The organism is Kosakonia sp. CFBP8986 (assembly GCF_034044935.1).
GTDB classification, from domain to species: Bacteria; Pseudomonadota; Gammaproteobacteria; order Enterobacterales; family Enterobacteriaceae; genus Kosakonia; species Kosakonia cowanii.
Window position 1 is genome coordinate 507,778 of sequence record NZ_JAXCXB010000004.1, and the last position, 13,024, is coordinate 520,801.

At 56.0% G+C, this 13,024-nt stretch carries 10 protein-coding genes; 4 read left to right on the plus strand and 6 right to left on the minus strand.

Features of this window, described 5'->3' with window-relative positions; genetic code table 11:
* Positions 1–29 precede the first annotated feature (29 nt).
* A complete protein-coding gene (degS, locus tag SOM48_RS12005; RefSeq protein ID WP_023480784.1) occupies positions 30–1,097 on the plus strand; it encodes an outer membrane-stress sensor serine endopeptidase DegS in 1,068 nt (355 codons plus the stop codon).
* 51 nt (positions 1,098–1,148) lie between these two features.
* On the opposite strand, the gene mdh is transcribed toward degS, so the two are convergent.
* Positions 1,149–2,087, minus strand: a complete 939-nt coding sequence (gene mdh / locus SOM48_RS12010; protein WP_042715833.1) for a malate dehydrogenase — start codon at positions 2,085–2,087, stop codon at positions 1,149–1,151.
* 412 nt (positions 2,088–2,499) lie between these two features.
* On the opposite strand from mdh, the gene argR reads away from it, so the two are divergent.
* The 3 genes from argR (at position 2,500) to yhcN (SOM48_RS12025) (ending at position 3,979) form a co-directional block, all read left to right on the plus strand.
* Positions 2,500–2,970, plus strand: a complete 471-nt coding sequence (gene argR / locus SOM48_RS12015) for a transcriptional regulator ArgR (protein WP_023480960.1) — start codon at positions 2,500–2,502, stop codon at positions 2,968–2,970.
* Positions 2,971–3,349: 379 nt separating this feature from the next.
* Positions 3,350–3,613 carry a peroxide/acid stress response protein YhcN gene (yhcN, locus tag SOM48_RS12020; protein ID WP_023480826.1) on the plus strand — a complete coding sequence of 88 codons (264 nt, stop codon included), beginning with the start codon at positions 3,350–3,352 and terminating at the stop codon, positions 3,611–3,613.
* A gap of 102 nt (positions 3,614–3,715) precedes the next feature.
* Positions 3,716–3,979: a peroxide/acid stress response protein YhcN gene (yhcN, locus tag SOM48_RS12025; protein ID WP_054802963.1), complete on the plus strand. Its 264-nt coding sequence runs from the start codon at positions 3,716–3,718 to the stop codon at positions 3,977–3,979.
* A 58-nt stretch (positions 3,980–4,037) separates the two neighbouring features.
* Here yhcN (SOM48_RS12025) and SOM48_RS12030 read toward each other — a convergent pair whose 3' ends face one another.
* The 5 genes from SOM48_RS12030 to aaeA form a co-directional block, all read right to left on the minus strand.
* Positions 4,038–8,120 carry a S6 family peptidase gene (locus SOM48_RS12030; protein WP_320512010.1) on the minus strand — a complete coding sequence of 1,361 codons (4,083 nt, stop codon included), beginning with the start codon at positions 8,118–8,120 and terminating at the stop codon, positions 4,038–4,040.
* A 161-nt stretch (positions 8,121–8,281) separates the two neighbouring features.
* Positions 8,282–8,551, minus strand: coding sequence for a barstar family protein (locus SOM48_RS12035; RefSeq protein WP_054803020.1), 270 nt, complete (start codon positions 8,549–8,551; stop codon positions 8,282–8,284).
* A gap of 27 nt (positions 8,552–8,578) precedes the next feature.
* Positions 8,579–10,033, minus strand: a complete 1,455-nt coding sequence (locus SOM48_RS12040) for an NAD-dependent succinate-semialdehyde dehydrogenase (RefSeq protein WP_320512012.1) — start codon at positions 10,031–10,033, stop codon at positions 8,579–8,581.
* A gap of 83 nt (positions 10,034–10,116) precedes the next feature.
* The gene (gene aaeB / locus SOM48_RS12045; protein ID WP_094422280.1) at positions 10,117–12,084 is read right to left on the minus strand and encodes a p-hydroxybenzoic acid efflux pump subunit AaeB; all 1,968 of its coding nucleotides are present in this window, start codon (positions 12,082–12,084) and stop codon (positions 10,117–10,119) included.
* A gap of 5 nt (positions 12,085–12,089) precedes the next feature.
* On the minus strand, positions 12,090–13,022 hold the full coding sequence (gene aaeA, locus SOM48_RS12050) for a p-hydroxybenzoic acid efflux pump subunit AaeA (RefSeq protein WP_320512013.1): 933 nt from the start codon (positions 13,020–13,022) through the stop codon (positions 12,090–12,092).
* Positions 13,023–13,024: the final 2 nt, after the last annotated feature.

Sequence of the window (13,024 nt, forward strand, 5' to 3'; positions counted from 1 at the left end):
GCGGTCCTTCTTTTAACGACTATCCCATCATGTATGTGAAGCTTTTACGTTCGATTGCAATCGGTGTTGTCGTCGGTGGCCTGATCATCGCCGCTATGCCGTCGCTACGTCAGAATAACCCGCTCGCGACGCATCAGTTAGACAGCGCCGATGAGACACCTGCGTCCTATAACCCGGCCGTGCGCCGCGCCGCGCCCGCAGTGGTCAACGTCTATAACCGTAGCCTGAACAGCTCCACGCACGATCGCCTCGAAATCCGCACCCTCGGCTCCGGCGTCATCATGGATCAGCGCGGCTATATCATCACCAACAAGCATGTGATTAACGATGCGGATCAGATTATCGTCGCCCTGCAGGATGGACGCGTCTTTGAAGCTTTATTGGTTGGCTCAGATAGCCTGACGGATCTGGCGGTGCTGAAAGTGAACGCTAACTCCGGGCTGCCGGTGATCCCGATTAATGCCAAGCGCACGCCGCATATTGGCGATGTGGTGCTGGCGATCGGCAACCCCTATAACCTCGGGCAGACCATTACCCAGGGGATTATCAGCGCCACGGGGCGTATCGGCCTTAATCCCAGCGGTCGACAAAACTTCCTACAGACCGATGCCTCTATCAACCACGGTAACTCCGGTGGTGCGCTGGTCAACTCGCTGGGCGAGTTAATGGGCATCAATACCCTGTCGTTTGATAAGAGTAACGACGGCGAGACGCCGGAGGGGATTGGTTTCGCCATTCCGTTCCAGCTGGCGACAAAAATTATGGATAAGCTGATTCGCGACGGGCGGGTGATCCGCGGTTATATCGGGATCGGTGGACGCGAGATTGCCCCGCTGCACGCTCAGGGCACCGGCATCGATCCGATTCAGGGGATTGTGGTTAATGAAGTGTCGCCAGACGGCCCGGCGGCGCGGGCAGGTATTCAGGTCAACGACGTGATCACCTCGGTGAACGGCAAGCCGGCGGTATCCGCGCTTGAAACCATGGACCAGGTAGCAGAGATCCGCCCCGGTTCAGAGATCCCGGTTGAAGTGATGCGTGACGACAAAAAGCTGACGCTGCACGTCACGATTCAGGAGTACCCGGCCACCAACTGACGGCCATAAAAAAACCGGAGCACAGGCTCCGGTTTCTCATCTCAGCCGCGCTTAGCGGTTGACGAAGTCGACACCAAGTTCGATATCTTTTTTCAGCGTATCCAGCATGCCTTCCAGCGACTGCTGTTCAAAGGCGCTGAGCTGGCCAATCGCCTTGCGCTCTTCTACGCCGTTTTTACCCAGCAGCAGCGGCTGCGAGAAGAAACGCGCATGTTCGCCATCGCCTTCAACATAGGCGCACTCAACGATGCCGCTCTCGCCCTGCAGGGCGCGAACCAGCGAGAGACCAAAGCGTGCAGCCGCCTGGCCCATGGAGAGGGTTGCTGAACCGCCACCCGCCTTCGCTTCCACCACTTCGGTGCCCGCGTTCTGAATACGTTTGGTCAGGTCGGCAACTTCCTGCTCGCTGAAGGTCACGCCCGGGATCTGCGACAGCAGCGGCAGGATCGTCACGCCAGAGTGCCCGCCAATTACCGGCACTTCAATCTCTGCTGGTTTCTTACCTTTCAGCTCAGCAACAAAAGTATTGGAGCGAATGATGTCCAGCGTGGTCACGCCAAACAGTTTGTTCTTGTCATAGACACCCGCTTTTTTCAGCACTTCAGCCGCAATCGCGACGGTGGTGTTGACCGGGTTAGTAATGATACCGATACAGGCTTTCGGCGCGGTTTTTGCCACCTGCGCCACCAGGTTTTTCACGATACCGGCATTCACGTTAAACAGGTCAGAGCGATCCATACCCGGCTTACGCGCAACCCCTGCGGAGATCAGCACCACGTCGGCACCTTCCAGCGCTGGCGTCGCATCTTCACCGGAGAAGCCTTTGATGTTTACATCGGTCGGGATATGGCTGAGGTCTACAGCGACACCGGGAGTGACAGGTGCGATGTCGTAGAGGGAGAGTTCTGAACCTGAAGGCAGTTGTGTTTTCAGTAGTAGGGCAAGCGCCTGGCCGATACCGCCGGCCGCGCCGAGGACTGCGACTTTCATCCTAAACTCCTTATTATGGTTAGCTAAATATATTGTTACTCCGCTGCGGCGACCTTAATTCACCCTGCTAATTATGACAATAAGTGCGCCAAAATAACGCGGCACAGCCCACTGTAGCGATTTTATAAAAGGGTTAAATATGACCGTCAGATCGGCAAGCTAAGCAACTAACTTAACGAGTTTATAATATAGCTGTAGAATTCACCAAAATAACATCATATTTATAACATTTAATTTACTTTTTACTCTTATTTGCGACGTAAGCCACATGCTGATGTCCTTAACGAAAGAATTTGCTAAACTCCGCGCCCTTCCCCATAACTTTTCAGCATATTTATCTGCAGAATGTTTGCATAAAAATTCATTAATATGCATAATAATGTCGTTTTCACAGCCATATTACGGGTGACTTATGCGAAGCTCGGCTAAACAAGAAGAATTAGTGAAGGCGTTTAAAGCGCTTTTAAAAGAAGAGAAATTCAGTTCCCAGGGTGAAATTGTCCAGGCCTTACAAGAAGAGGGCTTCGACAATATCAACCAGTCCAAAGTCTCACGCATGTTGACCAAGTTCGGCGCGGTGCGCACGCGCAATGCGAAGATGGAAATGGTCTACTGCCTGCCGATCGAGATGGGCGTGCCGACCACCTCCAGCCCGCTGAAGAACCTGGTGCTGGACATCGACTACAACGACGCGGTAGTGGTCATCCACACCAGTCCGGGTGCCGCACAGCTGATCGCGCGTCTGCTCGACTCGCTGGGTAAAGCGGAGGGGATCCTCGGCACCATCGCTGGTGACGACACCATCTTCACCACGCCAGCCCGCGGCTTTACCGTTAAAGATCTCTACGAAGCGATCCTCGTCCTCTTCGAACAAGAGCTTTAACCGCGCATTCCCCTCGGTTCCCGCTGAGGGGGAATGTTCGGCATTTCTCCCCTTTCAGGCAACTTTTCACCCCATATCATTTAACAAATAGTGCGATTTTTCGTTTCATTACCCTGCCGCAGCCGATAGCACCGCACAAAAAATCAAAGCAATCTATCTCGCTGATTTTATTAATCCTCGTTAACTAATTATTCGACTTAAGCAAAATTTTTATGCCGACACGTTATAAAAAGCGCCTTTCGTTATATGTATTCGGCGTAGTTATAATTAGCTTGGTATTAATTATTCGCGTGATTAGTGTATACTTGATTTCGTGATGGGGGTCACAAAACGAGCCCCTGAAAAAATTCAAAGAAAAAAATACGACGAGGTAAGCATTATGAATATCAAATCATCTATCGCAACTATGGGTATCCTCTCAGCACTCTCATTCGGCGCCTTTGCCGCTGACATGATCAATGCAGACCAGGCGCAAGACCGCCAGTCTCTGGGTACCGTCTCCGTCGGCGCCATCGCCTCTTCACCGATGGACATGAACGCGCAGCTGAGCAAAAAAGCGGAAGAGCAGGGTGCATCCTCCTACCGCATCATTGAAGCGCACAGCGGTGACCGCTGGCACGCGACGGCAGAACTCTACAAATAAGTTTTACCCCAAACCCTATGAATTAATCGCTCAACGGCACCAGGCATAAGAAAAGACGTTTAACCCTTCTCGCCGTTGAGTCTCTCTTACGGAGAACACAGTATGAAACGCAATCTGATTATCGCATCCCTTGGCCTTGCTTCCCTGATCTCATTCGGCGCAAGTGCCGCAACGCTGGTTAACAGCGATCAGGCCAGCAACCTGCAATCCGTAGGCACCGTCTCTGTTTCACAGATTGCCGGTGTACCGATGGATATCCGCCAGGAACTCTCTGCGAAAGCCGACCAGGCTGGCGCAAGCAGCTACCGCATTATTGAAGCCCGCACCGGTTCTCATACCCACGTGACGGCTGAACTGTACAAATAAACCCTCGTCGTCTGTCCGACGACTTGCCCCTGCCTCCCCTGGCAGGGGCTTTTTTTTATCAGAAATAGTAGTGCACCTGCGCGTTGATAGCCTGCTCCGCATCCATGTTGCCAAACCTTGAGTGCGCAACATCAAGCTCAAGATGGAGGTTGTCGCTCACCTGCCCATCAACGCTGGCATGGTAGTGTATGCGCCCGTCACGTTCGGCCTTAACCCGCATATTGCCTGCATCGTCATGAAGGATGATATCGCCATCCGCCCGCAGTTCCGTCTCATAATGCCACCCTGCCCGCAGCGTAATCGCCCGATCATCATCGCAGAAGTGCGCCCCCGCCACGATCCCTGTACGCCCCACCCACGGGATCGCGCTCTGGCGATGCAGGGAGAGAGGGAGACCACGATCGTGCCAGTGAAACGTGGCACCAGAGAGCTTGCCCAGCACAACCTGCGCCTGCGGCTCGATGTAGGCATGCCGGGTCAGCGGATAGTGATAGCCCGCTTCAACGCCGCCTAACCAGCTGTTGGTGTGGTAATCCCGTGCGTTAAGACCGCTAAACGCCAGCCAATCATGATTGAATGAGTGGACATATTTCACGCCAGCATCGAGATAGAAACCGGACTTGCTCAGCAACGTAGCGTAGTAGCCTGCGCCGAAATCGCGGCTGCTTCCCTGCATGCTCTCGCCGCTCAACTGATGGGTGGCGTAACTCATATAGACGCCGGAAAAGAGATCGGCACCGGGTAAGGCGCTTTTTCTGTCGATACCCGACCAGGTCATGGCGTCGTGATGACTGCTCCCCCCTTTGCCGGTACCGTTATGGCGTTGCGTGAATGCCCACGCCCCCTCACCCCCGCCTCTTTCCCGCAACTGCACGGCGCGTTTATTCAGGCTATTTACTTCCGTAATGAACCGCTTATAACTCATGGCAAAAAAGCGTCTGGCCTTGGCAATAGCGGCGGGATCGGGCGTCTGGCTGAATCCGGTCAGGATCCACTGCGTGCTTAGCGCATCCTCTTGCCGTTTGATAATCGGCTCAAGTTTGCTAAATCCCCGCACCGCTTTTGCCGCTGTAAAGAGCGAGGCGGGCGTGCCGCGCGGGGCCGTAATCAACGGAAGATGCAGCCCCTGGATGCGTCGTGAGAGCTTAAGCACATCCAGAAACAGAACGTTGTTTCGCCCAGTCGCATGCTGGCTGATCACGATTTTATCGCTGCTTTGCAGATCCGTACGCAGGGCAAACCCCGTTTCACTGGCCTCTAACTCGCCAATTCTTAAGGTGTTAAAGCGATGTCTTCCAGCGGAAAGCCCCACCAGCGAGCGCGAAGCCGAGAGCCTGCCGACCCCGGAATCGCGGCGTAGCTGCCACCGCGTCGCATTGAGGCTTAAGCGTGCGCGCGGCGCAGAGAGTGAACCAATCCAGCTGCTCTGAAAACCAAAGAGCCTGGCCACGCTCCCCTTCTGCCCGGGTGTCACACCCTGAACAAGACGCGGCACATCACTCTCACCAAAGCGGATGAACGCCTCGCCGACGGCGTGAATATGTCCCCATAGTGAGGCAAAGGGGGCCACGTTAAGCGTGCTTTCATCATTAAGTTCATACGTCGCACTGCTCTTGAGCGCATAGAGTGTTGGAGTAACACGCCCCGGCGCGACAGGATTGGCCGCCAGCAGTAACGAGGCGGAAGGGCCAACGCTCACCGTAGCGTCACTGCTCCAGCCGCCCGTTGCGGTCAGCCGCGCATTCTTCAGAAGGGTGAGCGGGGTTTGGCTGAACTGGCTGAATCCGTCCAGGGTGGCATCCCGCGATGAAACCGTCACCAGGCTATCCTGTCCGTAAACCGTGCCGGTAAATTTCTCCCGAATGGCGAGTGTCGAGCGCGCGGAGAGGTTAATGTGACCCCAGAAGCGGCTAAGTTCCTCATCAAGCGCCCCCGTTGAGTTGCCCCTGCGCGGCACGTTCACCACGCCATTGCCATCATTAATATCGATATAAGGCGTAGAACTGCCCAACGTGATAGCCGAGCCTCTGGCCTCAATGTTGCCAAGCAGTGACGCATTTCTCGCCAGATCGAACGAGGCATAATCGAGCACTAAACGATTGACGTGGAAAATGCGGCGCTCCCAGTCCGGCTGCGTAAACGAAACCGGCTCGCTGCGCAGCGAGAAATCCCGCAGCGAACGCAGTTTTTCAACAATCTCCGGCGTGTTATAGGCATGGATAACAGGATGTCCCTGAAACACCAGCCGGCCATACTGCTGCGTAAAATCGCCGGCTATGTCGACCGCGCCATCGAGAATCAACGCGCCCCGCGTTCCGGGTGCGACACGGTTAGTGAAGTTAAGATTTCCCCGCAGTTGGCCGTGATAGATATAGTCTTCGTCTTTAAGGCGCTCATAACGGGTGCGGATCGCCTGCTGATGATCGTGACCGACAAACTCCCAATGTTCATTGCTGTGCTGATTGTCCGGGAACCAGTCATACTCAGGCGTTTTAAGAATGAAGTAATCATTAGTACCGGTATTGGAATTACGGTACCCATACAGCTCGCCGACCTGCCCGGTTCGCGAGTAGGACCACTCGTAGACAGGGATGGCGTCGATCGCGCGCTGATAACGTAGATGGATATCGGCCCGCTTTCCTGCACGATTAATCAGCGCGGCCCCGTAATCTTCGGCATTGAGCTGGTGGAAGGTGAGCGCATTGCCGTTAACGTCCAGCCTGCCGCCGCGAAAGCCCCACGTAATCGAGTCGGGATCGACCTGCTGACCATCGCGAAGCACCACTAACGGCCTGCCGCTGGCGATGCGCAGCACGCTGCATGCCTTCACCCTGCCTTGTGCATCGGGGCGCTGGGCGAGCACCACGGTTCCGTCACCGATATTCAACCCGCCAGGGTTGATGCCCAGCGCGTTAACGCTCAGCGTACCTTTTCCCACCTTATGCAAGTTATCGCCTTCGGTGCCGTTCACCAGCCATTTTACCGTTGCGCCAGCGGCGACATTGACGCCGCCGCCGATCCACGTCTGCGCCTCCATCGGCGAGACGCTAGCGTTGCCATAAAAGGTTAAGCTTCCCGCGCCCTGATCGACGCTATCCTGCAACATCAAAACAGCATTCGCGCCGCGAAAAACCAGATCGTTACCGCTACTGGTACCCTCTGGGCCCTTGCCCTGCATGGCATAAGTGTTGCTCCCCTGCGTTAACGTGCCCGCCCCGGTTGCCGCATCGTATCGCCAGAAAAACAGCGCATTGCGTTGCCGGTTTTCTATCGCCGCACTGGCATATTTATCCCTTGTCTGCTGAATGAATTGTGGGTCAACAAAGGTGTACGCGGTCTGCTCAATTGGCCCCAGATAGAGCATGCTTAATGCACCGACCACGATCCATTGGTTGTTCAGGCTATCCCAGGCGTAGAGCGGAGAACCGCTATCGCCCAGTGCGCCGTGGCTCGCCAGCGGACCATTTTTAGGGTCAAAAACATCACCGGAGTTGATTACTAACAGTTGGTAAAGGTTAATCCGCGGCTGCCCGATGGTCCCACCAGTGAGAAAACGATACGCCCCCTGGATATCGCTCCGCTTACCCGAGGCATCACTCACTTTTTGTCTGCCGGATCCCATGCGGTAAAAGAGACGAAAACGCGCCTCGTCATGCAGGGTTTTGAGCGGCATGTTTAAGGGGGAGATCGCGGCGGGCGCCACCTCCGTGACCACTTTATTTAAACGAATAACGCTAAAGTCCTTTAGCCGGATACTCTCTCTGTCCGCCAGTTCATAAGGGTAATGACCAAATTCCAGGGTTCTGAGATATGACGTGGGATTATGATGCACCGTCGTTGCATATTGCGGGTGAATAAGTGTAGCGATACCCGACCTGTTATTTACGCTGCTGAAATCGGGCATCGGTGCCTGATTTAGCAGGCCAACCGTCTGGCCATATTTATTATAAATGGCCACGTCCCGGGCTCCCGGATAAAACGCCCCCTTATTGGTCGCGAAATCACGATAGGTCTGATAAGGAATATCGGCATTCGCTACGGAGCGTTGGACAATGCGCGCTTTCGCATGCAGTGCGCAGGAAGGGAAAAAGAGAGATAAACAGAGTGATAGTGTGACTTCAAGCGAATATATTTTTTTCATACCAACCATCCTTTGGTTTAGTAATAGAAGAAAATATTGCTCTACATTGAAAATATAGTAATAAGCCCCTACTGATTATATTTATCGCGACAGGCTCTTTGCCTGCCGCGAATTAACTCTAGCACAGTGTGATATTTATATATTCCGAAAATAGAGTGCGGTTAGCGCACATTAAAATGCAGCGCCCCCTCCAGCTCCTCTTCCGCTTCATCAAACAGCAGGATCAGCGCCCCGAAACGGCGGCGCTTCTTCTCCGGCAGGTGGATAAAAGCAATCTCCAGCGGCAGCGGTAACGCTTCCCCCATTACCGCATCCCACAGCGAATCGAGATCGTGCACCTTCTCCTCTTCAAGGGCGAACTGGCGACAAAAATCGCGGTAGAAGGCGCGCTGATCGGCGATCTCTTTGAAATCGAAGGTGTAGGTTTTCATGCTCTCCATCATCTGCCGTTCCACTGTTTATAAGCCGCCTAAATGTAGCGTTTTCACTTCCATAAACTCATCTAATCCCAGCACGGAGCCTTCGCGGCCTAAACCCGACTCCTTCACACCGCCAAAGGGCGCAACTTCGGTCGATACCGCGCACTCGTTCACGCCGATCATGCCGCTCTCCAGCGCCTGCGAAACGCGGAACACCCGTTGCAGGTTTTGCGTATAGAAGTAGGCCGCCAGCCCAAACGGCGTGGCATTGGCGCGTTTGATCACCTCCTCTTCGCTGGTGAAGCGGAAGCAGGCGGCAAGCGGGCCGAAGGTCTCTTCCTGCGCCAGTTTCATGCCATCGCTACAGTCACCGAGCACCGTCGGCTGCCAGAAGTTACCGCCCAGCGCGTGCGGTTCGCCGCCGGTCAGCACTTTCGCGCCTTTCGCTACCGCATCTTCAACATGCTCACGCACCTTATCGACAGCGGACGACTCAATCAGCGGGCCAACGACCACACCCTCATCCATGCCATTACCCACTTTCAGCGCCTTAACCGCCTCGCTCAGCTTGCGGGTAAACTCGTCATAGACACCCTCCTGGATATAGAAGCGGTTAACGCTGACGCACACCTGGCCTGCGTTGCGGAACTTGTTCGCCACCGCGCCCTGCACTGCGGCATCAATATCCGCATCATCAAAGACGATATAGGGCGCGTTGCCGCCCAGCTCCATTGAGACCTTTTTCATCGTCTCGGCTGCGTTACGCACCAGCGTTTTGCCTACCGCCGTTGAGCCGGTGAAGGAGATTTTGCGCACCTCCGGGCTTGCCATAATGGCATCGCTGATCTCAGAGGTTGTGCCAGCGACGGCATTCAGCACGCCATCCGGGACACCCGCTTTTTTCGCCAGCGTTAACAGCGCAAAAGCGCTCAGCGGCGTATTGTTGGCGGGTTTGATCACCCCGGTGCAGCCTGCGGCTAATGCCGGGCCGAGCTTGCGCGTCAGCATTGCCATCGGGAAGTTCCACGGCGTAATTGCCGCCACCACGCCGATAGGTTCCCGGGTCGCCAGAATGCGCGATCCTGGCTTAACCGGTGGAATGATCTCGCCGTTGGCGCGTTTTGCCTGCTCGGCAAACCACTGAATAAAGCTGGCGGCGTATTCAACTTCGCCTTCCGCCTCCTTCAACGGCTTGCCCTGCTCGCTGGTCATCAAACGCCCCAGCCAGCTTTTGTTCTCGATAATCAGTTCATACCAGCGATAGAGAATGGTTGAGCGCTCTTTGGCGGTTTTTGCCCGCCAGGCGGGAAAGGCGCGCGCCGCGGCGGCTATCGCCTCTTCGGTCTCTTTTTTCCCCGCTTTCGCCACGTGTGCGATCACCTCGCCGCTGGCCGGGTTCAGAACCTCAAAGGTGGTCTCCAGGGTTTTCCAGACGCCATCGGCCAGATAACCGGTCTGAAAAAGCGCACTCTCCTGCAATGCCTGCGTGCTCATGAGTTCTCCTGATCTGCGGTGTGTTAATTCTCCAGTGAAGTATAGTCATAAAAAAACCGACGCTTAGGGCGTCGGCTTTGTCATTAATTGCTGGTTAGCGCGTGTTGATACTTATGTAGCATGCCGGTTAACCGCTCGACCGGCTCCGTCACCTGCGGCGAGGCATTCCACTCACGCAGTTTCTGCTGATACACCGCCAGCTCTTCAAGCAACTGAGTAAAGTAGCGACGCCGTTTGGTATCGGATCCGGCGGCGATCACCTCAGAGGCGGTGCGGCGCAACTGCCGGTGGAACGCCGAGAGATCGTCATTGATCGGCACCGGCGCATCGCGTAGCCGCTGGTGGGCAATGATCAGCGTTAACGCGAGGCGGAACTTCGCCACATCGCCGGGAAACTTATTCAGCAGCAGAAAGAGCTGTTGATAGAGCGCCGGAAGATGGTTCTCTTTACGCCGGGCGGTGTTGGTGGTCATTGCCGAAACCGCCGCCGAGACAAACTGGTTAAGCAGCACGCGTCCGGTGCGCGCCTGCGAGTTATCGCGCACCAGCAGGATCACCGTTATCGCCAGCACCACGCCCACTAATTGCCCCAAGGCACTATCGAGGAAGAAGCTGAACTTGAAGGTCATCGGGTTATCCAGCACCAGAATATTGATGGTGCCTGCCAGCGTCGCCATCGATCCCAGCCGCCGTTTCTGCACTTCGATGCCAATAAAAAAGGCCAGCACCGCAAGGCTGATACAGAGCAGCAGCATGCTTTGCTGGGTGGCGGGCAGAATAACCAGGAAGTAGAGCGCGCCTATCGGTAACGCCCACAGCATGCCGTAGACGAAATCTTTCGCCACCATAATCGGGTTAGGCAGCCGCATCGCCAGCGAGGTGACAACGGCGATCATCACCATCGCCCCGCTGCCGGAGGTCCAGCCGGTCCACAGCCAGAAGAGCGTACCGAGGGCGCAGGAGAGCGTGGTGCGCCAGAAGTTAATCATTGCGTGGTGGCGCTCGGCGGACTCCGCTTTCACCACCGCTTCGCCCCGCAGCACCTCCTCTTCGATGGCGCTGATTTTGGTATTGCCAATCACGCCGCGCTTAAGCAGCAGGTAGCGCGTCGCTGCCCCGACCCAGCTGTAGAGCGTCACCGGCGTGTCGCGCTCGCCGGTCCAGATAATCACCCGGCGCATACGTTTTAACTGCCGGTGCACGTCCTGCACCGTTTCGACCGGCTCGTCGAACAGCTCGCGAAAGGTATCGGTGATCAGATCCGGGCGCGTGTTCTGAATCAGGTAGGTCTCGCACGCCTGGGTAATCAGCGTCAGCGAGAGGGTGTTGATTACCTTCAGACGGCGGTTTGCCAGCCCCCAGCGCGAGGATTCGATCTTCAGGTTGCTGCGCATGCCATCCAGCCCGGCGGTGCGGCGAACCAGTGCCGCCCAGGCGGCATCGACCTCTTCGCTGTCGCCATGCTTGATACAGAGCTGCATCAACTGGTAGTGCGCCACCAGCAGACTATCGAGCTCCTGGTCGATCACCTGCTTCACCGAGCGCGGCGAGAAGAGCAGATCGGCGACAATCGCGCACAAAATCCCCACCACGATCTCACTACAGCGCTCCACGGCATATTGCGGTGCCAGCAGCGGGTTGGGCTCAATGGTGATAACAATGATCAGCGCCGTGTAGCCCGCCAGCCCCCAGGCGTAGGAGTTCTCAACGCGTATCAGCGAAGAGACCCAGGTACAAAAGCCCGCCCAGATACAGCTTACCAGCAGCATCAGCAGCGGCGTGCGGATCAGCATAATGATGATGGTCAGCCCGGCAATACAGCCGATAAAGGTCCCGGCGATACGCAACATACCCCGGTAGCGGATCGCGCCGGAATAAGGCTCACCGCCTGCCGCAAACGCGGGGCCGGCGGCAACAATCGCCGCGGTCAGCACCGCCCAGCGCGGTGTTTCAAGCTGGAAGTGAAAGCCGACAAACAGCGCCAGCACTACCGCGCCAGCAAGCTTGCAGGCAAAGCGCAGATGCTGGCTGGCGATAGAGAACAGCCCCATAGCGATTACCCCAGCTCACGCAGACGGTGGGCGATTTTACGAAACAGCGAATCGTGGCTGGCGTCGCGATCGGTTTTACCGGTAACCACGACGGTTGCGGTGGTGCCCGCCGGCCACAGGTTGCCCTGCTGTTTGTCCAGACGAATGCGCACCGGTACGCGCTGCGCCAGGCGAACCCATTCGAGGTTGGAGTCGACGGTCGCCATCCCTTTGCTGTCATTGGTGCTGCTGGAGTTAGTCACCCCGGCGGCGACGCTGTCGACGGTGCCTTTCAGCACCTGATTGCTGCCTAACGGCGTGATCTCAGCGCGATAACCGGCGCGCACGCCCTCAAGCTTGGTCTCTTCCATATAGGCCAGCACATAGAAACTGTTCTGTTTCACCAGCGCCACGGCGGTAGAGCCGCGGGTGATGAACTCACCGGCATAAACGTTGAGGTTGGTCACCCAGCCATCGGCCGGGGCACGAATAGTGGTGCGCTCCAGATCGAGCTTCGCCAGGTCGCGCGTCGCCTGCGCTTTCGCTAACTGATGCAGTTCGGTTTGCAGGGTGTTATTCGCCTGATCAATCTCTTCACGCGACATTGCCTGAACGCCTAACTGGTTACGACGACCGGCTTCGCGTCGCTTCTCATTGACCAGCGCCTGGTAATAGGCGACATCGGCTTCATCCTGCTCGAGCGCTTTTTGGTAGCGCGGCTGGTCGATGGTGAAGAGCACCTGGCCCTGTTTGACCAACTGGTTATCGTGAACATCAACGCTGGTAACCAGCCCGGTGACATCCGGGGCGATGGCTACCACGTCGGCGGTGAAGCGCGCATCACGCGTCCAGGGAGATTCGGTATAGTAAACCCAGGCGCGGAAAATGGCGATAAACGCCAGGATAACAAGCGCCACGGTGATCGCGGTACGGGTGATATTTCTTGTTAGTGTTTTCACTT